25 protein-coding genes, 1 other RNA gene and 1 pseudogene are annotated in these 24,339 nt (G+C 39.3%); 16 read left to right on the plus strand and 11 right to left on the minus strand.

Translation table 11 applies throughout. From position 1 onward, the window contains the following. Window positions 1-49: 49 nt before the first annotated feature. Window positions 50-616 (plus strand): baseplate complex protein, encoded by a 567-nt coding sequence (locus LDL57_RS04205; RefSeq protein ID WP_225507469.1) that lies wholly within the window; start codon window positions 50-52, stop codon window positions 614-616. Window positions 617-618: 2 nt separating this feature from the next. Beyond that, on the plus strand, window positions 619-2,295 hold the full coding sequence (locus tag LDL57_RS04210) for a phage baseplate assembly protein V (RefSeq protein ID WP_225507128.1): 1,677 nt from the start codon (window positions 619-621) through the stop codon (window positions 2,293-2,295). A 205-nt stretch (window positions 2,296-2,500) separates the two neighbouring features. On the opposite strand, the gene nadS is transcribed toward LDL57_RS04210, so the two are convergent. After that, on the minus strand, window positions 2,501-2,797 hold the full coding sequence (gene nadS / locus LDL57_RS04215) for a NadS family protein (protein ID WP_180560259.1): 297 nt from the start codon (window positions 2,795-2,797) through the stop codon (window positions 2,501-2,503). 46 nt (window positions 2,798-2,843) lie between these two features. Beyond that, window positions 2,844-3,167, minus strand: a complete 324-nt coding sequence (locus LDL57_RS04220) for a type II toxin-antitoxin system RelE/ParE family toxin (protein ID WP_180560260.1) — start codon at window positions 3,165-3,167, stop codon at window positions 2,844-2,846. 375 nt (window positions 3,168-3,542) lie between these two features. Here LDL57_RS04220 and LDL57_RS04225 point away from each other — a divergent pair. Beyond that, window positions 3,543-3,896 (plus strand): annotated as a pseudogene (locus LDL57_RS04225) (BRO-N domain-containing protein); the annotation flags it as partial. Between the two features lie 759 nt (window positions 3,897-4,655). Here the strand turns inward: LDL57_RS04225 and LDL57_RS04230 are convergent. Beyond that, entirely contained in the window at window positions 4,656-5,027 is a 372-nt protein-coding gene (locus LDL57_RS04230) for a hypothetical protein (RefSeq protein WP_180560262.1), read from the minus strand. Window positions 5,028-5,543: 516 nt separating this feature from the next. On the opposite strand from LDL57_RS04230, the gene LDL57_RS18095 reads away from it, so the two are divergent. Next, window positions 5,544-6,146, plus strand: coding sequence for a BRO-N domain-containing protein (locus tag LDL57_RS18095; protein WP_375141950.1), 603 nt, complete (start codon window positions 5,544-5,546; stop codon window positions 6,144-6,146). Window positions 6,147-6,239: 93 nt separating this feature from the next. Here LDL57_RS18095 and ssrA read toward each other — a convergent pair. Together ssrA and smpB are read right to left on the minus strand one after the other, a co-directional pair. Then, window positions 6,240-6,603: a transfer-messenger RNA gene (gene ssrA / locus LDL57_RS04240) on the minus strand. A 56-nt stretch (window positions 6,604-6,659) separates the two neighbouring features. After that, window positions 6,660-7,142, minus strand: coding sequence for an SsrA-binding protein SmpB (smpB, locus tag LDL57_RS04245; RefSeq protein ID WP_180560264.1), 483 nt, complete (start codon window positions 7,140-7,142; stop codon window positions 6,660-6,662). Window positions 7,143-7,299: 157 nt separating this feature from the next. On the opposite strand from smpB, the gene LDL57_RS04250 reads away from it, so the two are divergent. Together LDL57_RS04250 and LDL57_RS04255 are read left to right on the plus strand one after the other, a co-directional pair. Then, window positions 7,300-7,734 carry a type II toxin-antitoxin system RatA family toxin gene (locus tag LDL57_RS04250; protein WP_026821677.1) on the plus strand — a complete coding sequence of 145 codons (435 nt, stop codon included), beginning with the start codon at window positions 7,300-7,302 and terminating at the stop codon, window positions 7,732-7,734. Then, window positions 7,727-8,017, plus strand: a complete 291-nt coding sequence (locus LDL57_RS04255; protein WP_180560266.1) for an RnfH family protein — start codon at window positions 7,727-7,729, stop codon at window positions 8,015-8,017. Before LDL57_RS04250 ends, LDL57_RS04255 begins: the two co-directional genes overlap by 8 nt. 101 nt (window positions 8,018-8,118) lie before the next feature. On the opposite strand, the gene bamE is transcribed toward LDL57_RS04255, so the two are convergent. From bamE to nadK, 3 genes are all read right to left on the minus strand, one after another. Next, window positions 8,119-8,475 (minus strand): outer membrane protein assembly factor BamE, encoded by a 357-nt coding sequence (gene bamE, locus LDL57_RS04260; RefSeq protein WP_180560267.1) that lies wholly within the window; start codon window positions 8,473-8,475, stop codon window positions 8,119-8,121. 113 nt (window positions 8,476-8,588) lie between these two features. Further along, complete coding sequence (gene recN / locus LDL57_RS04265) at window positions 8,589-10,250, minus strand: DNA repair protein RecN (protein WP_225507130.1); 1,662 nt, start codon at window positions 10,248-10,250, stop codon at window positions 8,589-8,591. Window positions 10,251-10,336: 86 nt separating this feature from the next. Then, entirely contained in the window at window positions 10,337-11,236 is a 900-nt protein-coding gene (gene nadK / locus LDL57_RS04270; protein ID WP_180560269.1) for an NAD(+) kinase, read from the minus strand. A gap of 106 nt (window positions 11,237-11,342) precedes the next feature. On the opposite strand from nadK, the gene grpE reads away from it, so the two are divergent. Further along, window positions 11,343-11,951, plus strand: coding sequence for a nucleotide exchange factor GrpE (gene grpE, locus LDL57_RS04275; protein WP_180560270.1), 609 nt, complete (start codon window positions 11,343-11,345; stop codon window positions 11,949-11,951). Window positions 11,952-11,989: 38 nt separating this feature from the next. Here the strand turns inward: grpE and ung are convergent, their stop codons facing one another. Continuing rightward, complete coding sequence (gene ung, locus LDL57_RS04280) at window positions 11,990-12,673, minus strand: uracil-DNA glycosylase (protein ID WP_180560271.1); 684 nt, start codon at window positions 12,671-12,673, stop codon at window positions 11,990-11,992. 334 nt (window positions 12,674-13,007) lie between these two features. Here ung and grcA point away from each other — a divergent pair, with 334 nt between their 5' ends. Further along, the gene (gene grcA, locus LDL57_RS04285; RefSeq protein WP_180560272.1) at window positions 13,008-13,391 is read left to right on the plus strand and encodes an autonomous glycyl radical cofactor GrcA; all 384 of its coding nucleotides are present in this window, start codon (window positions 13,008-13,010) and stop codon (window positions 13,389-13,391) included. Between the two features lie 108 nt (window positions 13,392-13,499). Here grcA and srmB read toward each other — a convergent pair whose 3' ends face one another. Further along, window positions 13,500-14,831, minus strand: coding sequence for an ATP-dependent RNA helicase SrmB (gene srmB, locus LDL57_RS04290; RefSeq protein ID WP_180560273.1), 1,332 nt, complete (start codon window positions 14,829-14,831; stop codon window positions 13,500-13,502). Between the two features lie 172 nt (window positions 14,832-15,003). Beyond that, window positions 15,004-16,596, minus strand: coding sequence for an L-aspartate oxidase (nadB, locus tag LDL57_RS04295; protein ID WP_180560274.1), 1,593 nt, complete (start codon window positions 16,594-16,596; stop codon window positions 15,004-15,006). A 252-nt stretch (window positions 16,597-16,848) separates the two neighbouring features. Here nadB and rpoE point away from each other — a divergent pair, with 252 nt between their 5' ends. From rpoE to era, 8 genes are all read left to right on the plus strand, one after another. Continuing rightward, complete coding sequence (gene rpoE / locus LDL57_RS04300; RefSeq protein ID WP_225507132.1) at window positions 16,849-17,424, plus strand: RNA polymerase sigma factor RpoE; 576 nt, start codon at window positions 16,849-16,851, stop codon at window positions 17,422-17,424. A 34-nt stretch (window positions 17,425-17,458) separates the two neighbouring features. Beyond that, window positions 17,459-18,085, plus strand: a complete 627-nt coding sequence (gene rseA, locus LDL57_RS04305; protein ID WP_180560276.1) for an anti-sigma-E factor RseA — start codon at window positions 17,459-17,461, stop codon at window positions 18,083-18,085. A gap of 5 nt (window positions 18,086-18,090) precedes the next feature. Continuing rightward, the gene (gene rseB / locus LDL57_RS04310) at window positions 18,091-19,050 is read left to right on the plus strand and encodes a sigma-E factor regulatory protein RseB (RefSeq protein WP_180560277.1); all 960 of its coding nucleotides are present in this window, start codon (window positions 18,091-18,093) and stop codon (window positions 19,048-19,050) included. Beyond that, window positions 19,050-19,508: a SoxR-reducing system protein RseC gene (gene rseC, locus LDL57_RS04315; protein ID WP_180560278.1), complete on the plus strand. Its 459-nt coding sequence runs from the start codon at window positions 19,050-19,052 to the stop codon at window positions 19,506-19,508. Before rseB ends, rseC begins: the two co-directional genes overlap by 1 nt. Window positions 19,509-19,751: 243 nt before the next feature. Next, complete coding sequence (gene lepA, locus LDL57_RS04320) at window positions 19,752-21,548, plus strand: translation elongation factor 4 (protein ID WP_225507471.1); 1,797 nt, start codon at window positions 19,752-19,754, stop codon at window positions 21,546-21,548. Between the two features lie 18 nt (window positions 21,549-21,566). Next, on the plus strand, window positions 21,567-22,535 hold the full coding sequence (lepB, locus tag LDL57_RS04325; protein ID WP_225507134.1) for a signal peptidase I: 969 nt from the start codon (window positions 21,567-21,569) through the stop codon (window positions 22,533-22,535). A gap of 191 nt (window positions 22,536-22,726) precedes the next feature. Continuing rightward, window positions 22,727-23,431, plus strand: a complete 705-nt coding sequence (gene rnc / locus LDL57_RS04330) for a ribonuclease III (RefSeq protein ID WP_180560280.1) — start codon at window positions 22,727-22,729, stop codon at window positions 23,429-23,431. Then, window positions 23,428-24,336, plus strand: coding sequence for a GTPase Era (era, locus tag LDL57_RS04335; RefSeq protein ID WP_180560281.1), 909 nt, complete (start codon window positions 23,428-23,430; stop codon window positions 24,334-24,336). Before rnc ends, era begins: the two co-directional genes overlap by 4 nt. Window positions 24,337-24,339: the final 3 nt, after the last annotated feature.

Genomic DNA, 24,339 nt, shown 5'->3' on the forward strand with positions numbered 1-24,339 from the left:
GCAACACTGTTCGCAGGGAGCGAACTATCGTCATTACAAGGAATGCTTCATGATCCAACAAAACCAATTAACAGCACAGAATCCGACAATAACCTTAGCCCTTGATGGTGAAGCTATTCCGCTAAAAAACATCAAAGTTAATCCGTCGGTACAATTTCAGGATAAAGACCAATCCGGTCAAACTTCCAGCACAGCTGTTGCAGAGCATGGAATTAAGCCAAAAGAGCTACGAGTAAATGGCGTGATCAACTTCACTGATGACAAAATTCTCACACGCTTATTTGCCCTTGCAGAAGCGAAAGAAGGTGGAAAATTGAAGCGCTATCGCGTGGCTAATCATACCGCAAAAGCGATTAATTTCCGCATAGCCACGTTTACCGGAAATATTGACGCCAGCGAAATCGACGGGCAAATGGCTTGGCAAGTCACATTCACGCTCAGAGAGCATTTATCTGTCTCAGAGAAAAAAGACGCTCGGGCAGCAGGCCAAGTGCAAGCTAAAATTCAAACAGGCAACCCGAAAGTACCAACGAGCGCGGCAAAAGAAGAAAAAGACGAACTGACATGGTTTGAAAGTACGGTTTTGAAACCCATTGATGATTTTGGGAATAAATAATAATGAAACCAATTAGCCGCTGTTATTTATCTAATGATGACGTCCATATTATTGACGCAAAAATCATGTTGGAGCTATCGGCCTGTGGTCGAGGCTTTTTAACGGTTGAAACCGAAAGTGATTACACTGGCAAATTAGTTCGCTTTGACACGGGTTACACCGATTCATTGTATCGATACTTCACAGGCTATGTAGAACGTGCAATGCCAGCGGATAACGGTTTTCAAAAATTGTTCGTGCGCGAGCTGGTCGGTGTTTTTGATAAAATGTGGCCTTGCGCATTTCAGCACCCAACCTTAAAAACTATTACCGATTATTTACAGGAAAATAGCGGCTTAACCTTTATTTTACCTGATGCAAAATATATTAACTCGCCTATCCCTCATTTCACGCACAACGGTACAGGTTTTCAATTATTAGCCAATCTAGGCCATGTTTTTGCCATTTCTGATTACGTGTGGTATCAAATACCTGATGGGAAAATCTTTGTCGGCAGTTGGTCTGATTCGATGTTTAAAAATGATAACCACAGTGTACCCGCTGAATTCTCAAAAGGGCAGTCAGCAGGTAACAGCGCCACCTTTCCATTAATACCCGCCTTACGAGCCGGAACAGTGGTAAACGGTAAGCGCGTGCATAAAGTCCAGCTTGATAACGATGATATCACGCTTTACTGGTTGGCGATTAATCCACTTACTGGAGAGGCCAAAAATAAAACCCCAATTCAAAGCCAGATAGATAAAGCTTACCCCGAATTATCAGCAGGTTTGCATTTACCAAAATTCGCGCGAATTGAATCACCAAGTGAAGCAGTCAGTGCCGGTGATATTTCTGATCCGTTCCGGCCAAAATATGCTGTAGATGTGCAATTACTGGATAGTGATGGCAACGAATCAGCCGCACCTACCTACAAAGCAGTGCCGCTGCCTTTACCCATGGCAGGGGTTGAATGTGGTATGTTTCAATTTCCACCGGAGGGAACTTTAGTTGAAATTGCTTTTGAAGGTGGGAGGCCCGATAAACCGTTTATCCGGCAAACACTCAGTCAAAATAATACCCTCCCAGACATACAACCAGGGGAACAATTGCAGCAGCAACGCAAAGAAGTTTTTCAGCGCGTGACACAAGATGGTAGCTGGAATCGTGAAACAGACCAAAGCATCAATGAAGCATCAATGATCCGAAATATCAAAGCGGACAAAGAACAACGCGAACTGGTCGCGAGAGAAACCACAGTACAGGCCAATGACACATTAACCGTTTTAGGTACTAGAAAACTATTAGCAGGTGCAATCCAGAATTTAGCCGAGGGTGACTACGCAATAGCAACATCATCAAACTATGTCGGCAGTATTGAAAAAGACATGACTATTGAGGTTGGACAGAATGCCACTGTAGAAATTGGACAGAAGCTAATAGAGAAAGTTGGGCAAATAAAGCAAAGTATTGCTGGCGTACAACAACAAATCATAGCCCCTATCATTTGGATAGGTAGCCAACAAATCAACGTTGCTCAGCTGATGATAGATACGTTAGATGTGGTCAAGGAATTAGCAGAACTCACCGCATCACATACTCACAGTAATACAGGCACACCAACTAACGCATCAGCTATCAAAGGCACTGGCACCAAGTCAGACAGCTTGAATAAAAAGTATTCCCCTGTTATTGGTAAGTAAAGTTATCGTCCACCATTTGCCCATCTAACGTGGGCTTTTTGTACCTTCAATAAAACTGTCTGAGCGCCATTCTGAGCGCATCACATAACAAACCACATCAACGATAAACAAAATGGAACGCACCTGCTGCATAGCCCTGAGAAATCACAGCGCCCACGAAATAAAAGTTTTCACCACGTAAAGAATGATGAGGAAATAGAAAATGTCAAAGTGTACTTAGCTCATTAATTAGCGTTGGATTACGCTCAAGCATTTTAAGTAATTTAAGTGCTGAACCAGAAGGAATACGGCGGTGTTGTTCCCAGCTCTGAATTAAGGATGCAGAAACGCCAACAGCTTCGGCAAATTCACTTTGCTTTAAGCCAAAGGTTTCACGTAGGTTTTTTACATTAGGCAGACGATGGCGATGAATATTTTCAGAAGGAATAGAACGTTCCCCTTTTTCCATCGCTACCATCTGATTCATGCTTTCAACCAGATCGCCAAAAAGTTTTTTGTCCATCGTGCCTCCGTTGTATGAATATGTCGCGTATCTACGCAGCGGTTGATTATTGCAATTTATTAATGATGGCTTTAAGTACTTCTTTTTCTTTTGAGGTTAAGTCATCTTTTTTATTTTTTGGGTAGATTAAAAGAAGATAGATCTTTCCAATTTTCGTCATGGTGTAGTAAATGATTCTGACACCGCCCTGTTTTCCCATTCCTTCCCTCAACCAACGGATCTTTTTACATCCTCCAGTAGCGCTAATGGTACTGCCTTGTTCATGATTTTTTAGTAAGTATTGTTGTAGTTGTCTAAATTCATCATCGGTTAACAGTTCTGTACGTTCTCTACTAAATACAGGGGTTTCAATAAAAAGTAGGTATTCCATAAAAAACATCCTTTCCTTCTATAGTTAATAGATTACTCGTACTACGTACGATTGTCAAGATATTATCGTACATGGTACGAAAATTTAATATTCAAAGGAATATATAGTTGACCTTCCGAAAGTAATTCATTAAAGTTCTGCACACGAGGACTCAAAACCTCTTAAAGCGGTACAAACCAACCCCGTCAGTGTTGGATTTTTTATGCCTATCATTATTGAGCGCATTATGCGTTCATACCCGGAACAATGTCGGGAGGGCGACTAATACAACACCCTAGAGGGGAATAAGTCCGCGGTATCTTTAAGCCGTTTTGAGCCTCCCGACGCCATATTATTGGTATAAATATAAATCTCAAAAAAATTAAAGAGGCTATAATGGCTAGCTTATTAATCACTCCTTTCATGTTTGAAAATCATCAATTACGCACATTTGTTAAAAATGGCATCCCTTGGTTTGTTGCTCAGGATATTTGCGATGCTTTACAGATTACAAATAGTCGAAAAGCTATCGCAGCACTTGATGATGATGAAAAGGATGTAACTTTGAGTTACACCCTTGGCGGAAAACAGAGAATAAACATTATCAATGAATCGGGAATGTACACTTTAGTACTCCGTTGTCGTGATGCTGTTAAACAAGGAACGCTACCTCATCGATTCCGCAAATGGGTAACAAATGAAGTATTGCCTTCAATTCGCAAAACTGGAAGTTATCAAACTTCAAAGAGAGTTGCTTCAACCGCCACCCTTGTGACTTGTCCTTGCTGCAAAAAGCCAGCAGGTATAATCACGATACATAAGACCCATAGAGAACATACAGAAATAGTAGCTATATGCCAAGACAGGCATTGCCAGAAAGAACCATTCAAGTATGACTTAACCTTTTCATATTACATAGAACTTAGCAAAATAAAGATCGATAATAAGGCTAAAAAGGTCATAGATAAACTCTCATAAAAAAACAATTAGCTCTTGCGAAGTAATTGTCTCATTAAATGATTATTTGCCCACATTACGTGGGCTTTTTGTACCTGCAATAAAACTGTCTGAGCGCCATTCTGAGCGTATCACATAACAAACTACATCAACAGATAAACAAAATGGATCGCATTCACTGAATAGCGCTGACGACTCACAGCACCCACGAAATAAAAGTTTTCACCACGTAAAACGCACTACACCGCACCCGCCTGCACAATTTGGATCTAAAAATTATTTCAGTTTTAAAATTCTACAAAACATATCGCCAAGCCGCGCCAATACTAAGGACTTGCCGAAAACTTCAAATTGAAATGTGTGAAAATAATTTCAATAGATTTCCGTTTTTAGATCACGAACTGGATCGCACAAAAATACAACGCAATGAAATATAAAAGAAAATTCTATTTTACGTGGGTTTGATTGGATCGCGAAATGAGCCGCATAATTTCAAAAAGCTAGTAAACATGCGGCTTGAGAGGACATGAAATACTGAAATACATGTAACAATTATTTTTCTTGTTCTTCTTTATCGTCTGCATGAGCAATGCGAATTGTGTCGCTTGCTTCGATTAAGCGGAGGGCTTCTTCTTCTGAGTAGCCTTTTAAATCGACATTCTTTTTGTCGGTATAAACTTCAATTCTAACGTTACGTTCTTGACCAAACATTTTTAATATCCCTATAAATTTTTTAGCCATTTCGGACTTAGCAGCAGTTTCGTATAGCACTCTTATGATGCTAGGCGGATTTGTTGAAAAGCATTTTAATTCACCAGCATCAACGCCAGCCTGTTCACATTCTAACAGAAATTGTTCTTTCAAGTCCGCAGGTATAGTCATGCGAATGGAACTGTACTTAGCTACAGAGTTAGTATTGCTCATACAAACTTATCCTAAAAAATATCAAGTTTGTCTAGTGTGACATATTTTAGAAAAAATAAAACACGGCGTGACATGTCACGAAAATGATTATGTGGTTAGAATGCTATTGACCTCAAAAGGATAATTATCTACTGTTCATATTGATGGTAAATACATCCTATTCAGTAATGTCGGGAGGGTGGCAAATATAACACCTGAAAGGGAAATAAGCCCACGGTACTTGTAGCCGTTTTGAGCCCCCTGACACCATCATATTATAATATTATTGACCTTTAGGACATTATTATTTATTGTCTACTCGCGAGGCGTCGAAAACCTCTAAAAGCGGATCACACCAACCCCGTCAGCGTTGGCTTTTTTGTGCCTATAAACGGCTCTCTGGCATAGTTCCATCCGAATTATGTTGGGAGGACGGTGAATAAAATACCCTTAGGGGAAATAAACCGTGTGGTTACTTTTGGCCATTTCGAACCTCCCAGCACCCAACTTATTCGAAAAAAACAAAAGGAGTCAGTAATGGCTAATCTATCATTAACCCCATTTATATTTGAAAATCAGCAAATACGCACATTGATTAAAAATGGTATCCCTTGGTTTGTTGCTCAAAATATTTGCAACGCCTTGCAGATCACAAATAGCCGACAAGCTATCGCCACACTTGATGATGATGAAAAGGGTGTAACTTTAAGTGACACCCTTGGCGGGAAACAAAAAGTAAACATCATTAATGAATCTGGTATGTACACATTAATGCTGCGTTCTCGTGATGCCATTAAAAAAGGTTCGATATCCCATAGGCTGAGAAAATGGGTTACAAGTGAAGTAATTCCATCTATCAGAAAAACAGGTAGTTACTCACATAATAAAAATCCTAATCAAATAGAATTTATATGCCCTGAGTGTGGATCAAAAGCAAACATTATAGAGAGTCAATATAGGCATCGTTGCTTAACAGAGTGCTATATAAAATTTACGAACAAGCATTGTTTAACTGCAGCATTGCTGGACATTCAACTTAGACAAATTCTGACATATCCCAATAAAGATAAAGTTAAAAAGACAATAATGTCTATGAGCAAAATGGATAGGGCAATAGCACTTGATATGCTGATGAGCTAATTAAAAGTGTCCACTTGATTATAAGTGGTGGACGCAAAGTGGTCATTAGGTAAATCAAAGGGGCTACGTTTTCACGTAACCCCTTGTTTTATTTGGTGGAGCTGGCGGGAGTTGAACCCGCGTCCGAAATTTCTACATCCTCGGTACTACATGCTTAGTCTAGTCTTTACATTCGCCAGCTAGCTGTGGACAGACACACTACTAACAGACTAGCCTGATTAAGTTTAACGCTTCAACCCCAGGCTAGGCATCCACGCGATCTCTTTTAGGTTTGACCTCTCTTGATCCCCGTCCTAAGAGCGGAGGCTAGGGAGAGAGGGCTCTAAGCAGGTTATTAAGCTGCTAGAGCGTAGTTATCGTCGTTTGCGACTATTTTTTTGCGGCTTTTTACGAGGCCAACCGCCCCTCGGCATGCACCTTGGGTTTCGCAAATCCCGTCGAATCCAGAATCAGCCCCAAGTTGATTATTCAATTATATCAGAAAAAAACTTAATAATGCTAGCACTTAGCTCATTAGCGGCCAGCATTTTTCATAATTCTTGCTTTGTCTAACTTCCATTCGCGCTCTTTAATATCTGAACGCTTGTCGTGCTCTTTTTTACCCTTGGCGACACCAATTTTGATTTTACACCAGGCATTTTTCCAGTAAAGGGATAATGCTACCGCAGTGTGTCCTTCGCGATTGATTTTACCAAACAGCGAATCAAGTTCACGTTGATTTAGCAATAACTTTCGGGTACGCATTGGATCACACACCACATGGGAAGAAGCCACATTTAGCGGGGTAATTGTGGCGCCAAAAAGATATGCTTCACCCTCTTTTAGTAAAACATAACTGTCACTAATATTGGCTTTGCCTGCGCGTAGTGCTTTAACTTCCCAACCTTGCAAAGCTAGACCCGCCTCGATTTCTTCACTAATGAAGTATTCATGGCGTGCTCTTTTATTTAGCGTAATCGTTGCCGAACCAGGCTTGTGTGCTTTTTTCTTTGTCATAATCGGCGATTATACTGTATGTATAACTAAATGGCACGGTAAGGATCTATTATTTGGTGTTAAGTGAGCATTTATTAGACTAAGTTGCCGCCCAGAATTTTTATTTCAGTGTATATCAATGTTATTATTGTTTTTGATTTACTTGGTGAGAATGGTTATGCCGCAAATTAGTCGTTCTGCATTAGTGCCTTATAGTGCGGAGAAAATGTACAATTTAGTCAATGATGTGGATTCATATCCGCAATTTTTGCCCGGTTGTGTGGGTAGTCGGGTGTTGAATTATGCTAATAATGAAATGACCGCGTCTGTTGAGGTTGCTAAAGCAGGTATTAGTAAAACTTTTGTTACTCATAATATATTAAAGGATAATAAGAGTATTAAAATACAGCTGGTAAAAGGGCCATTTCGTAAGTTAATGGGTAATTGGTTATTTACACCATTGAATGAAAATGCCTGTAAAGTAGAGTTATACCTTGATTTTGAATTTACTAATAAACTGATAGAGTTGGCTTTTGGTCGTATTTTTAAAGAGCTGGCTGGAAATATGGTGCAAGCTTTTACTCAACGGGCGCACGAGGTTTATCGTGGCTGATATAGATATTGAAGTGGTTTTTGCATTGCCAGATAGGCAATTTCTGTTGCACGTCAAGCTAGCAGAAGGCGCTTGTGTTGAAGAGGCGATTGTGCAATCAGGTATTTTGGCGCTTCGTGATGACATTGATTTAAGTAAAAATAAAGTGGGTATTTATAGTCGACCCGCTAAATTATCCGATATTTTATCTGATGGTGATCGGGTTGAAATTTATCGTCCGTTACTTGCTGATCCGAAAGAAATACGGCGAAAGCGGGCAGAAAAAGCCAAACAAAAATCTTAGTAACTTATTTGTAATGAACTAGAGTGACCGCCAATTGTGTTGCCGTTTAATTGGCGGTCTAGTGATAATTTTACATAAATATCAATAGCATTGCGTAGGGGTTACATGAGTGTTGATGCTTTCTGTGCTGCTAAGCTATCGTTATTTTTGATATCGACTAAAATACCATTGCGATCAAAAGTAAGGGTTAATGTTTGTTGTTTAACCTTTTCATGTCCAGGCTGTTGACGGAAAATATAATACCAAATTAGCTGGCCAAACGGATCCTTTAGCATTGGTGTGCCTAATGTATAGGCGACTTGCTGTTGAGTCATCCCTTTTTGGATTTTTGCAACATCACTGGCAGAAAGATAGTTGCCTTGATTAATGTCAGGACGGTAAACAAGCCGTTCTGCCATAGAACAACCTGCTGTTAAAACAACAGACATTGCAGCAGCAATTAACAGTTTACAACGCATGGTCATATATTCCTTTGAGAGTCAGAATATCGATAATAATCGACATTGATGAAATTGAAAACCTTTCCTCATTATTCTATGAGCCATAATATACAATAAAGTTGAGGATGTTTTTAGGCAGCAAGTAGATCTTTTGCGCTAGCTAGGATGTTTTTAGTTACTTCGCTACCGCCCAGTAACCGGGCAATTTCTTGTAAGCGGTTTTTTTTATCTAATAATTGCATTTGCGTTTCTGTTTCACAACCATTAGTTTGTTTGCTCACATAAAAATGGTGATGACCACAGGCTGCAACTTGAGGTAAATGGGTAACGCACATAACTTGAGTTGAATTGCCTAATTCGCGTAATAGTTTTCCAACCACCGCGGCGGTAGGACCACTAATCCCCACATCAACCTCATCGAAAATGAGTGCGGGCGTATCCATTTTTTTGGCTGTTATCACTTGTATGGCCAGTGCGATACGTGAAAGTTCTCCACCTGAAGCAACTTTTATTAATGCTTGATGAGGTTGTCCCGGATTGGTTGTAACGTTGAATTCGACTTGGCTTGCTCCATCAATTTGTAAATGTTCAGGATTAAAATTGACATCAACCGTAAAATAGCCATGCGGCATTGAAAGTTGATGCATACTGTTGGTGATTAATTGACTTAATTCACTGGCATATTGTTGCCGTATTTGATGCAGTTTGCTGGCTATTTCTAACGCATATTGATGATGACCTTCGACTTGAGTCGTTAGGTGGTCACAATCATCTTGTTGCTGATTGAGCTTTTCTTGTTCTGCCAGTAGTTGTTGATGTAATTCAAACAGTAATTCGGGCGCAACGCGATGTTTACGGGCTAAATTGACATATTTTGCGATGCGTTGTTCTAATTCGAATAGTTGGCTAGGATCTAGCTCTGTCCGGTCACCATAATGACGTAATTCATTACTCACTTCATGAATTTGGATCGAGGCTTCTTCAAGCATATCAAGTAAATGACTGAATTGATTACTAACAGAAGAAAGCTCATTAATCTCTTGCTTTACATGATTTAGCATACTGATAATATTTTGTTCTTCATTGTCATTAAGGATTTGTAATGCATTTTGACTTAAGGAAAGAAATTGTTCATGGTTGGCCAGTTGTTTATATTCTTGCTCTAGTTTTTGATATTCATCCGCTTGTGGTTTTAATTCATCCAATTCTTTCAGATGATATTCAATAAGTTGTTGGCGTGATAGGCGTTCAGCGGCTTGTTGTTGAAATTTTGTTAATTCTTGGCAGCTTTGATGCCAATTTTTCCAGGCTGATTTCATTTCAGCTAAGATAGCGGTTTGGTTGGCGTAAGTATCCAACAGATATTTTTGATGCTGATTATCTAATAGTAATTGGTGAGCGTAATGGCCATGTATTTGAATAAGTAATGTCCCTAGTTCACGTAATTGAGATAAGGGAACCGCGGTGCCATTAATAAAACCGCGTGATCGTCCATCAGCCGTGATGATTCTGCGTAGCAAACATTCATTATGGTTATCTAATTGGTAATTTTTTAGCCAATCTTGTGCTGTGGGAGTGTCAGTAAGGGAGAAATGGGCACAAATATCGCTACGAGAAGCACCAGGACGCACGATATTGGTATCAGCTCGGTTGCCTAAACATAAACCCAATGCATCGATTGCAATTGATTTACCAGCGCCTGTTTCGCCGGTAATGGCGGACATCCCTGGATAAAAATCAATTTCCAGTTTGCGGACAATGGCAAAATTATTGATGGTTAATTGAATAAGCATGTGCTTCTCCTGTATGTAAAAACACTACTGTTAATAAATACAGTATAAACTGGTTTTTTATACAGTAAAGTAGTAATTAAAAAAAATCAAAAGGTTTTCTTTGACCAGCCTAGTTTTGAACTTAATGTATTGAAATAATTATAATCTTTTGGATGGATGAGATTAAGTTTTTTATTACTTCGTTTGATTAAGACCTCATCATCATCTTGGATAGGTAAAATGATTTGGCTGTCACAACTGATTTCATAATTGATGTTTTTTTGTCTAAATTTTAATTTAATACTACTGTCACTACTGATAACGAGAGGTCGTGATGAAAGAGTATGCGGAAACATAGGAACTAACGCGATAGCCTCAAGGTTGGGGGTGAGGATTGGGCCTCCGGCAGAGAGCGAATAAGCGGTTGAGCCCGTCGGTGTGGTAATAATCAGTCCATCGGAGCGTTGAGAAAAGGCAAAGCGATCATCTATATAAACTTCAAATTCGATCATATGAGCCACTTTGCCTGGGTGTAAAATGACTTCATTAATTGCCGTACTCATGCGCGGTTTGTGATTTTTTTTGCTGATTTGGGTTTCCAATAAGAAGCGCTGTTCTTCATAAAAATGGCCAGCTAATACGTCTGTCAGTTGCTGTAGCGCGTTATCTGGCCCCAGATCAGTTAAAAAACCAAGGTTACCGCGATTGATGCCAATAACTTTATTCTCATAGCGTGATAGGACGCGAGCAGCGCCTAGCATATTACCATCACCACCAACAACGATTATTAAATCAGCGGTTTTACCAATGTCTGTAAATCTACCGATGTTGGCATTTTTTAACTTAAGCTGTTGGGCAATTTGTTGTTCAACAATAACTTTATATTTTTGCGCTCTTAGCCAGTTATAAAGTTGTTCATGAGTTGCCAATGCCTCTGGATGTCTAGGGTGACCGACAATGCCAATATATTCAAATAATGCCTTTTTTGCTGGTTTTCCGGTCAGCATGGTTTATTTCCTCTTACAAGTTGGCGTGCTCTCTTGAATCCCAAACTTTTATCCCCATAATAAGCTAATAATCTGGATTAATGCTAAAAAGAATGTGGAGATACTCATGAGTAGTAAAGATCATAAAGTGCATGATGAGCAAGCCTCTAAACAAAAAGAATCAAAAAAATCACAAAAAAATGAGGCAAAAGAACCAGCAATTCAGACCGAGCAACCAGTGAGTTCTACGGAAGAAGTATTAATTGATCCACGGATTACTGAATTAGAGCAGCAGTTGCTAGAAGCGCAAAAACGTGAGCGTGAAGCATTGTTGCGCGCTAAGGCTGAAGTGGAAAATATTCGTCGCCGTACTGAGCAAGATGTTGAAAAAGCGCATAAGTTTGCTCTAGAGCGGTTTGCTAATGAATTGCTACCTGTGATTGATAATCTGGAAAGGGCCATCGAACTTGTTGATAAGGAAAAAGCTGAATCAATACCAATGCTGGAAGGACTTGAATTAACCTTAAAATCTTTTTTAGCCACAGTAGGCAAATACGGTATTAAGGTAGTAGCGGAGAAGAATGTTCCTTTCAACCCAGAACAGCATCAAGCCATGACGATGATCGATTCTGCAGAGCATGAACCTAACCAAGTTATTGATGTTATGCAAAAAGGTTATACCTTAAATGGTCGTTTATTGCGTCCGGCAATGGTGATTGTGTCAAAAGCAAAGTAAATGCAGATAATGCCACCCATATGGTGGTGGCATTCAGTTTATTCTTCAGGAATGATCGGCGTCCAGTCAATAGGGCTTAACCCCTGTCTTATGAGTATTTCATTGGTTTTAGAAAAATGTCGGCAACCGAAAAAACCTCTATGGGCAGAAAGAGGGGATGGATGTGGTGCTTTAAGGACAAAATGTTTATGGTTATCAATAAATTGACCTTTTTTCTGTGCATGGGCACCCCACAGTAAAAAAACGACACCAGTGCGGTATTGATTAATTGCTGCAATTACCTTATCGGTAAAGGTTTCCCAACCGAGATGGGCGTGAGAATGTGCTTTGCCTTGTTCCACGGTTAAAACCGTGTTTAATAATAATACTCCTTGCTGGGCCCAACTGACCAGATAACCGTGATTGGGGTAGTGGAAATCTGGAATATCTTTTGCAAGTTCTTTGTACATATTAACCAGTGAAGGTGGCGCAGGAACACCTGGTCGGACAGAAAAAGAGAGACCATGCGCTTGATTAGGGCCATGGTAAGGATCTTGTCCTAGTATCACCACTTTTACTTCACTCAGTTCGGTATAACGGAAAGCATTGAAGACATCTTTTTGTGGTGGAAAGATTGTCGTACCTTGTTGGCGTGCTTTAGCAACATAAGCCAGGGTGTTACGGAAATAATCTTGTTCTTTTTCTGAACCGATGACATCGTGCCAGGTGGGCAAAGCGGACATAACCATTCCTTTAGATTTTGATTAATATAAGGTTTAACTTAACATTTACGTTATGTGAGGTAAATTTTAAAACGGAAATCGCTTGTTTTTCATTATAATTTTCGGATTAAAATTATTTTCTAAAAAATATAAATTTTTTTTAAACAAAAAATTGATTTAAAACAGAAAGTTGTCGATCTCATTATTAATTGCGAACCGAAATTATTGATTTATATCAATGAATTACCGATATTTAATTGTTATATAGTCTATAGAAATAATGGTTATAGCAAATAGCAAATTTGAAAATAATTTCAAATTGTTATTTTAATCTTGTTCGAATTTGGAGGTCGACATGGTTATTGGTATACAGATTACTAAAGCAGATAATGCAGCATTATTAAATTCTTTTTGGTTATTGGATGACGAAAAAAATGAAGCTCGCTGTATTTGCGCTAAAACTGATTTTAATGAAGGACAAATTGTTGCCAAGAAGATGTTAGGTTCATTTGAATATCGGGAAATCCCCCTTGAAGTTAAACCGCAGGTAGCGGTAGAAGGAGGACAACATCTTAATGTTAATGTTCTATCTCGTGAAACTTTAGAAGATGCGATTGAAAATCCGGAAAAATATCCACAATTAACCATTCGGGTTTCAGGTTATGCAGTGCATTTTAATTCCTTAACACCTGAGCAGCAACGTGATGTAATTACGCGTACTTTTACGCAAAGTTTATAATTAAATAGTACTTAATAAGTTGAGAAATAATATCTAACAGCCTGATAATGGTTTCAGGCTGTTAATTTTTGTTAGTTAAGCAGAAAAATTAATAAGTGGTTGGGATAATCATTCGCTGTTATCAGTTTGCTTTACTGATGGTTTACGACGTTTACCGATATTTTTACTGTCGCGATGGCGCTCTTTGGTTTTTTTCTTTTGTTGTTGGTCAGTTTTTTTCTTTTCTTGCCGTTTTAGTCGAATTTTTTTCGAGGGTTTGGCTTTACGTAACGAACCTTCAGACGGTGCTTTTGTGGTTGGCCGAAGGCTATCGATGACGCGTATTTTTAATGGCTCTTTAAGATAACGGCTGATTTTACCTAATAGCGGCTGATCATGGGCTTCGACTAAGCTAATTGCTATTCCTTTGCGCCCAGCGCGTGCGGTTCTACCAATACGGTGCAAATAGACATCAGCAGTACGCGGTAAGTCAAAGTTGAATACATGACTAATATCGTCAATATCTAGGCCACGTGAGGCCACATCGGTTGCCACTAAGACGTTAATTTGTCCACTATTTAGACGTTTAACCGCTTCAGTCCGCTTTGCCTGAACCATTTCTCCTTCGAGTAACCAGGTTTTTATATTGGCTTGCTGTAACCATTGAACCAACTCATGCGCTCTTTCGCGTTTGCGGACAAAGATAATCGATTTGGTAGCATCGGGTTGCTTTAGTAGATGGCAAAGTAGTGCGGTTTTATGTTCGAGGTTATCAGCGCGGTAATAGTATTGTTGGATCTTTTTTCGTTCGCGTCTTGAAGGATCAGCATCAATTTCATGAGGATTATTCAGTAACCGATTAGCAAAATCGTGAATGGCTTCACCTGCGAGTGTTGCTGAAAATAACATAGTTTGTTTGCGCCAACGTGTTTCACCTGCAATAGTTTCAATGTCGTTGGCAAATCCCATATCAAGCATTCGATCGGCTTCATCTAAAATTAAGGTTTCAATTGCCCGACAATCAAAATTTTCTTCTTTAATATACTGTAATAAGCGTCCAGTAGTTGCGACAACAATATCTTGATTTTCACTAAAAATTTCAGCGTGGTTAACATAGGATACCCCGCCGGTAATGGTTGCGATATCAATATGGGTGTATTTGGCTAACGCTTTTGCCTGTTCAGCCACTTGCATTGCTAGTTCACGAGTTGGCGCTAAAATCAGAATACGTGGAGGTCCAGATCGTTTACGCGGAAAGTCAAGTAAGTGTTGGATCACCGGTAGTAAATAAGCGGCGGTTTTTCCTGTTCCGGTAGGCGATGAACCTAAAATATCGCGTCCTTCCATAGCGGCAGGGATAGTTGCAAGCTGAATGGCTGTCGGGCGCTCATAGCCTTTATCATCCAGTGCATTGAGCAGACTTTGGTCTAACTCAAGTTCAGAAAATGTAGTTGCAGTCATTGTATACCTCTGGTTAGGCAATGGATTATAAACAGAACGCTCAAATTGTTCATCTATTAAAATGGTTTGTTGAGTGATGATATAAAGAATTATTAGCAATCAATGACAAATCAGCTAGCAGCTTTGTCCAGTATAGATAAAAGGGGGTAATTATATTCCCCTCTTTAGTCATTTAATTGAAAGGGCTCAGAATAGTCGCTTTAGCATCCGGTTGCTGTTGCGGATAATCTAATGTGTAATGTAATCCACGACTCTCTTTACGCTTAAGTGCACAGCGGATCATTAATTCAGCTACTTGTACCAGGTTACGCAGTTCCAATAAATTATTTGATAGACGGAAATTTGAATAGTATTCATCTATTTCTTGTTGTAGTAATTGGATACGATGTAATGCCCGGGTCAGTCGTTTGGTCGTTCTGACAATACCCATATAGTCCCACATAAACAGTCTTAACTCATGCCAATTATGTTGAATGACAACTTGTTCATCTAAATCATGGCATTGATTTTCATTCCATTGAAAGAGTGTTGACGGTTTATCAATTTGTTCGATTTGTTGCATTATCTGTTTTGCCGCAGACCATCCATAGACAAGACATTCTAATAATGAATTTGATGCTAGCCGGTTGGCACCATGTAACCCGGTATAACTAACTTCACCAATAGCATAGAGGTGTCTCAGATCCGTTTGACCATACTGATCAACCATAACACCACCGCAAGTATAATGGGCAGCCGGTACAATTGGAATTGGCTCATTAGTCATGTCAATACCTAATGTGGCTAATTTTTGATAGATAGTTGGGAAATGTTGTTTTATCGCGCTTTCGGGCTGATGGCTAATATCAAGAAACATACAATCTGCCCCTAAACGTTTCATTTCATGATCAATGGCACGAGCAACAATATCACGAGGGGCGAGTTCCGCTCTTTTATCAAAATCGGGCATAAAGCGGCTACCATCAGGTCGTCTAAGATAGGCACCTTCACCTCGTAAAGCTTCGGTTAGTAGAAAATTGCGTGCTTGTGGATGATAAAGACAAGTCGGATGAAATTGATTAAATTCAAGATTAGCCACCCGACAACCGGCTCGCCAGGCCATGGCAATGCCATCGCCTGATGAAATATCGGGATTAGTGGTATATTGATATACTTTAGCGGCTCCTCCGGTTGCTAATACAGTTACTTTTGCATGACAAATAACAATCTGTTGTTGGTCGAGATCCCAAATGTAAGCACCGGTAATTGTCGCTGGATCTTTGTCTGAACGGAGCAAATCGATAGCATTGTGTTGCTCCTTAATCGTGATATTCGGATGCTTAATAGCTTTTTCAACCAAGGTTGTTTCTACCTGTTTACCTGTTGCGTCGGCATAATGAAGAATACGACGATGGCTATGGCCACCTTCTTTTGTTAAATGATATTGTTCTTTACCCGCTTGATTGATCTGTTTATCAAATAAAACACCTTGCTCAATTAACCACTGTACACAGTGGTAAGCATTACAGGCGACAAATTCAACGGTTTTTTTATCACACAACCCGGCCCCAGCAATTAAAGTATCTTTAACATGGGCTGCTATGCTATCTGTTTGATCAAAAACCGCTGCAATTCCACCTTGGGCATAGTAAGATGCGCCTTCAGTTGAAATGTTTTTACTAAGTATGGTTATTTGGTATTGTGATGCTAATCGAAGCGCTAACGATAGACCGGCGATGCCACTACCAATGATTAAAATGTCCGTATAGTGTTGTGTTGATGGCATAATGTTTGATTACTGAGCTTTGATAATAGAGTAAATTACCATGTTAGCCTATTCTTTTATTTAGAGTAAATATGGTGGCCTTGAAAGAACTTTTCTTATGGTTTAGCTTAAATTGAATATGAAATAATTTAAATTGACTGGAACTTTGCAAGTTTTTGTCACTCAAAAAAATGCTTGCTTACAAATGAGAGAAAACATGGCGGGTTCAAATAAGGAAAATATGAGGCTTATTTTCGGGAGAAGTGACCTCGGATGAGCGAGCAGTTGACAGACCAGGTGCTGGTTGAACGGGTACAAAAAGGGGATAAAAAAGCTTTTAATTTACTGGTTATTCGATACCAGAATAAGGTTGTGAGCCTTGTTTCTCGTTATGTACCGCAGGGAGATGTCCCGGATGTAGCCCAAGAGTCATTTATTAAAGCTTATCGCGCTATCGGTTTATTTCGTGGTGAAAGCGCATTTTATACTTGGCTTTATCGGATCGCAGTCAATACAGCTAAAAATTATCTTATATCCCAAGGACGTCGACCGCCATCGAATGATTTGGATGTAGTTAATGCAGAAAATTTTGAAGCTTCTAATGCATTAAAAGAAATTTCGAACCCTGAGAATTTAATGTTGTCAGAAGAATTGAAAAAGGTAGTTTTCCGGACCATAGAGTCACTTCCTGAAGATTTACGCCTGGCAATTACGCTGAGGGAGTTAGATGGACTGAGTTATGAGGAGATAGCGCTTATTATGGATTGTCCTGTTGGTACAGTTCGTTCGCGCATTTTTCGGGCAAGGGAAGCTATTGATAATAAAGTGCAACCGCTAATACGAAATTAAGTGTGGTTCACATTTTACTGAAGGGTACTTTGGCATGCATAGAGAGAGACTTTCCGCTTTAATGGATGGAGAGATCTTTGATTCAGAATTGATCCATACCATTTTACAAGATGTTTCGTTACAGAAACGATGGGAGAGCTACCATCTTATCCGCGACAGTTTGAGAGGCGATATCAACGAAGTTATTCATCTTGATATTACCGGTAAAGTAGAGCAGGCGCTGGCAAGTGAGCCTATCCAAATTGCGCCTGATGCAATACCGGAGTCACAACCTGAGCCAGCTAGCTGGCGTTTAATGCCTTTTTGGCGTAAGCTTCGCCCTTGGGCTAATCAGATAACGCAAGTTGGTGTAGCAGCTAGTGTTGCCGTAGCTGTTATTGCTGGTGTGCAGAATTATAATACGTCTAATATAGAGACGGATGGCAAATCTGACTCACCCATATTTAATACAGTACCTATCATGGGTGCTGCGTCGCCTGTGAGTTTAAATGTTTCCAATGATCAATTGTTTGCTCAACCGCAAACCGAACAGTTAGAACAACGTAATCGCCGACTTGGTTTGATGTTACAGCAATATGAACTTGAGCGTCGTTCAATGCTGAATCAAAGCGTAACATCGTCTTCACCAGTAGTGGAAAAAACTCACTCAGGAGCAGAATAGCAGTAATGAAGCATTGGTTATCCGCCCTCTTTTTTTTGCTGGGCGGTTTATTGTTGCCTTTACATTCCTATGCTAAAGAATTATCGGCTGAAATTTTATTAACTGATATGGGTAATGCGGTAAAATCTTTACCTTACGAGTTATCATTTATTATTATCAACCCTCAAGGTATAACGCCGATCAGATATCGTCATGTCATTATTAACAATAAACCCATTGCTCAAATAATGCAGATGGATAGCTCTCGTCGTGAAATTATTCAAAAAGGTAATCAAATTAGCTATTTTGAGCCAGGCTTTGATTCTTTTACCCTAGATGGCTCTTATATCGTTGATTATTTACCATCAGTTGTTTTTGCTAATTTTACTAAACTGCAATCTTATTACAATTTTATTCAGTTAGGCAGAACGCATATAGGTGATATAAGCTGTCAGGTTATTCGGGTTATCCCAAAAGACAATTCACGGTTTGGCTATATCTTATTAATTGATGAAAAAACCAAGTTACCAATGCGCATTGATCTATTAGATAGTAAAAATGAAATATTGGAACAATTTAGAGTTGTTTCTGTAGTTTTTAATAGTCAAGAGTTGCTAAAATCGATGCAAGTGATTGCATCATTGAATATGCCTCCTTTGTTACTTATTCCCAAATCAATTACTAAGCAATTTAACTGGCAAGTAAACCAACTTCCGTTGGGATTTGAAGAAATATCTCGTAGCTGTAATGAGATAGCAACCGATGAATCATTAGAGACCATGATATTTGGTGATGGGTTATTTAGTTTTTCTATTAATGTCACTAAAGCAGGAGAGCGACCACTTATTGAACAGCCATTTCGTAAAGGTGGTTTAACCATTTACACGGTAATAAAGGGGCAATACGAAATTACAGTTATTGGTCAATTACCTTTGTTAACTGCTAGTCAGATTGCTGCTAATATTAGTTTTAAAGAGGCAAATTAATGGTTAAAGAGTGGGCCACGGTAGTGCGTTGGCATAATGGTCGTGTTGTTTTGCGATATGGTTCTAATTCCGGTTGTGGTAGTTGCGCTGCTCGTTCAACCTGCGGATCTTATATTCTAAATAAAATAGGACCGAAAACTGAGTATCAATTAGAACTTGAGATCAGCCAGCCTCTGGTTGTTGGTCAGAAAGTGGAAGTAGGGATCCCAGAAGGCAGTTTATTACGTTCAGCCATGCTTGTTTACCTTACCCCATTACTTGGGCTTTTTATCGCCGGTGGCGTTATGCAATTTTTCTTTTTAAATCAATTAATTATCTTTTTTGGTGCCGTTGTTGGTGCAAGTGTTGGTTTTTTTCTGGCAAAAAAAATTGCGCATTATTGGGAAAAAGAAACCCTATATCACCCCACCATTTTGCAAATCGGTTTACCGCCTAATGAATTAAAAGAGCAAGTATGAATGACATAGTCAGTCAAAATGCTTATCGATAGTAAAAACAAATCGTCACTAATCATGCGTATAAACGCCTTATTCATAAAAACGACTTTTCATTATTAATGATTCTTTGAGTTGTTTGTCGCTTATATGTAAAATGCATTCCCAAGATTGTTATAACAGCTTTTATTAGTTTTAGCTTTGTAGGCTAAACTATCGCTAAAACTGATTTTATAAGGCCATTTAGAAGAAGATATAACCTTGAAAATCAAACATATAAGAAATTTTTCCATCATCGCTCACATTGATCATGGTAAATCAACTCTGTCGGATCGTATTATTCAGATCTGCGGTGGCCTTTCTGATCGTGAAATGGCCGCCCAGGTATTAGACTCGATGGATTTGGAGCGAGAACGAGGGATCACCATAAAAGCCCAGAGTGTTACCCTTGATTATAAAGCCAGTGACGGCGAAACTTATCAGCTTAATTTTATTGATACTCCCGGTCATGTGGACTTCTCTTATGAAGTATCCCGTTCTTTAGCTGCTTGTGAAGGCGCATTACTGGTTGTTGATGCCGGGCAAGGTGTGGAAGCGCAGACCCTTGCTAATTGTTATACCGCTATTGAAATGGATTTAGAAGTTGTTCCTGTGCTAAATAAAATCGATTTACCAGCGGCTGAGCCTGATCGGGTGGCTGAAGAAATTGAAGATATCGTTGGCATAGATGCACATGACGCGGTTCGTTGTTCGGCAAAAACTGGGTTAGGGGTACAGGAAGTAATTGAACGTTTGGTTAAAGAGATCCCACCGCCAAAAGGTGATCCGGCAGCTCCTTTGCAGGCATTGATTATCGATTCGTGGTTTGATAATTACCTAGGCGTTGTTTCGCTGGTACGAATTAAAAATGGTACTCTTGGTAAAGGCGATAAAATTAAAGTGATGAGCTCAGGTCAGCTTTATAATGTTGATGGCTTAGGTATTTTCACACCCAAACGCATTGATCGCCAACAGTTAAATTGTGGTGAAGTAGGTTGGTTGGTCTGTGCCATAAAAGATATTCACGGCGCGCCGGTTGGTGATACATTGACCGGTGCTCGTCATCCGGCTGAACAGGCGTTGCCTGGCTTTAAAAAAGTAAAACCACAGGTTTACGCCGGTTTATTCCCCGTTAGCTCTGATGATTATGAAGCATTTCGTGACGCTTTAGCTAAATTAAGTTTGAATGATGCTTCGTTATTTTATGAACCAGAGAGTTCAACTGCTTTAGGTTTTGGATTTCGCTGCGGTTTCCTTGGTCTACTTCATATGGAGATCATCCAGGAGCGTTTGGAACGTGAATATGATCTGGATCTTATTACCACTGCACCTACAGTTATTTATGAAGTTGAGTTAACGAATGGTGATGTCATTTATGTTGATAGTCCCTCTAAGTTACCGGCGCTTAATAACATAAATGAATTACGTGAACCCATTGCAGAATGTAACATGCTAATGCCGAAGGAATATCTTGGTAATGTCATTACGTTATGTGTAGAAAAACGCGGTGTGCAGACTAATATGGTCTATCATGGTAATCAGGTCGCATTAACCTATGAAATTCCTATGGCTGAGGTGGTGTTAGATTTCTTTGATCGTTTGAAATCGACTTCTCGGGGATATGCTTCATTAGATTATGGTTTTGTCCGTTTCCAAGCGGCGGATATGGTGCGTGTAGATGTGTTAATTAATGGTGAAAGAGTGGATGCTTTAGCATTGATTACGCATCGTGCAAATGCACCATACCGGGGTCGTGAGCTGGTAGATAAAATGAAAGATCTGATCCCGCGCCAGCAGTTTGATATTGCAATTCAGGCCGCTATTGGTACCCACATTATAGCGCGTTCAACGGTGAAACAATTACGTAAAAATGTATTAGCTAAATGTTATGGTGGTGATGTTAGCCGTAAGAAAAAATTACTACAGAAACAGAAAGAAGGTAAAAAACGAATGAAGCAGGTTGGTAATGTTGAACTACCGCAGGAAGCATTCCTAGCTATCCTTCACGTAGGTAAAGATAACTAACCGTTATAAGGAGTCATAATGGCTAACACTTTTTCTTTGATTTTGACGCTGGCGACCTTAATTACAGGGATTATCTGGCTTATTGATCGTTTTAAATTAGCTCCTGCTCGCAAGAAAAAAATGGCACAGCAGCAAAAGGTGATTGAGGGAAGCGTAGAGCAGACGCACTTAGCTGAAAGTATACATAAACCATCATGGGTTGATACTTGTTCATCTATTTTTCCGATATTAGCGATTGTATTAGTAATACGCTCATTTATTTATGAGCCGTTTCAAATTCCATCAGGTTCAATGATGCCTACTTTATTGGTTGGTGATTTTATACTAGTAGAAAAGTTTGCTTATGGATTAAAAGATCCTGTTACACAAACAACCTTATTGGAAACAGGAAAACCTAAACGTGGTGATATTGCGGTTTTTAAATATCCTAAAGATCCTAGTGTAGATTTTGTTAAACGTGTTATTGGTCTACCTGGTGATAAAATTGTTTATGATCCTGAACAAAAAGAGTTACGCATATACCCGAATTGTTCAAGTTCAAACTGTGCGCGAGCATTACCAATTATCTATTCTTCATTAAAAGAGAGTGAATGGGCCTTATTTTTTAATATGGATTCAATGGTAGAAAGCCAGAAAGGGGGTTATCAAATTCCATTGGGTGAACCAGTTCCAACTAACGCATTACGTCAAGCGGAAAGAATTGAAAAATTAGATGATGTTAGCCATGAAATCTTAGTGATCCCACAGGTATATACCCAGTCACGTTATCAACAGCCCGGTTTACCAGACAATGAATGGATTGTTCCGCCTAAACACTATTTTATGATGGGAGATAATCGGGATAATAGTGCAGATAGCCGTATGTGGGGTTTTGTACCTGAAGAAAATTTAGTTGGGCGTGCCGTTATTATCTGGTTTAGTCTTGATAAGCACGAGGGTGAATGGCCAACTGGGGTGCGTTTAAGTCGAATTGGTGCAATTAACTAATAAAATAAACTAATCATTGATGCTAAATTGATTTATATAGCAATCGAGATAGAATATAGCGAGACAATCAAATATGATGGTTTCCTAAGTGATATCAGGAAACCTACCAACGCAGCAGCTTTGTAAAAATTAATTTTACAGATCTGTTGCGTATGCTTTTTGTAATTTGATAATAAAATAATTGGTAGCACATGAATTCTTCTTTAATTGAGTGGTCAGAGCGGCAAGAAATTAAACAGCTACAGCGTAAGCTTGGTTATGCTTTTAAACAAATTGAATTATTGAAACAAGCATTAACTCATCGTAGTGCCAGTAGTAGTCATAATGAAAGATTGGAATTTTTAGGCGATTCAATTCTTAGTTTTGTGATTGCTAATGATCTTTACCATCGTTTTCCTAAAGTTGATGAAGGTGATATGAGTCGTATGCGCGCAACATTGGTCAGAGGAAATACTCTGGCTGAGCTTGCACGAGAGTTTGATTTGGGAGAATGCTTGCGCTTAGGGCCAGGTGAATTAAAAAGCGGTGGTTTTCGTCGAGAATCAATATTGGCAGATACTATCGAAGCTTTAATTGGCAGTATTTTTTTAGATAGTGATATTCAAACCACTGAACGAATTGTTTTGGCCTGGTATGACACTCGATTAATAGAAATTAGTCCCGGCGATAAACAAAAAGATCCTAAAACACGTTTACAAGAGTATTTACAGGGACGCCATCTACCTTTACCGAATTATTTGGTCGTTCAAGTTCGCGGTGAAGCGCACGATCAGGAATTTACTATTCATTGTCAGGTTAGTGGCATAAAGGAACCTGTTCAAGGAGTGGGTTCAAGTCGTCGTAAGGCTGAACAAGCAGCCGCTGAGCAGGCATTAAAAATATTGGAGCTTGAATGAGCAAACCGAAAACCTATTGTGGATTTGTCGCTATTGTAGGGCGTCCAAATGTGGGTAAATCAACATTACTGAACCAATTACTTGGGCAAAAGGTTTCTATTACTTCACGTAAACCACAGACAACCCGTCATCGCATCATGGGAATTGAGACAGAAGGTAATTATCAAACAATTTATGTCGATACCCCCGGATTGCATGTAGAAGAAAAGCGCGCAATAAATCGTTTAATGAATCGGGCAGCAAGTAGTTCAATTGGTGATGTGGAACTGATTATTTTTGTTGTTGAAGGTACACATTGGACAATCGATGATGAGATGGTGGTAAATAAACTGCGTCATGTGCCTTGCCCGGTATTATTAGTGATCAATAAAATTGATAATGTAGTGGATAAAACCCGCTTACTGCCTCATATTGGCTTTCTTAGTAAGCAAATGAATTTTCTGGATATTGTGCCGATTAGTGCGGAAAAAGGTACTGGTATTGATATTATTACTAAAATTGTTCGACAACATATGCCAGAAGCGGCGCATCATTTTCCAGCAGACTATATTACCGATCGCTCACAACGCTTTATGGCTGCTGAAATTATTCGTGAGAAGTTAATGCGTTTTCTTGGTGATGAATTACCCTATTCGGTCACAGTTGAAATTGAACAATTTGTGGTAAATGAACGCGGTGGCTATAACATTCATGGTCTGATTCTGGTTGAAAGAGATGGCCAGAAAAAAATGGTTATTGGCAATAAAGGTAGCAAAATTAAGAAAATTGGCATTGAAGCTCGGATGGATATGGAAAAACTTTTTGCGACTAAAGTTCATCTTGAACTTTGGGTCAAAGTTAAAGCTGGATGGGCTGATGATGAACGTGCACTGCGTAGTTTAGGCTATATAGATGATCTTCATTAAGGC

This window comes from Arsenophonus apicola, assembly GCF_020268605.1.
Lineage (GTDB): Bacteria > Pseudomonadota > Gammaproteobacteria > Enterobacterales > Enterobacteriaceae > Arsenophonus > Arsenophonus apicola.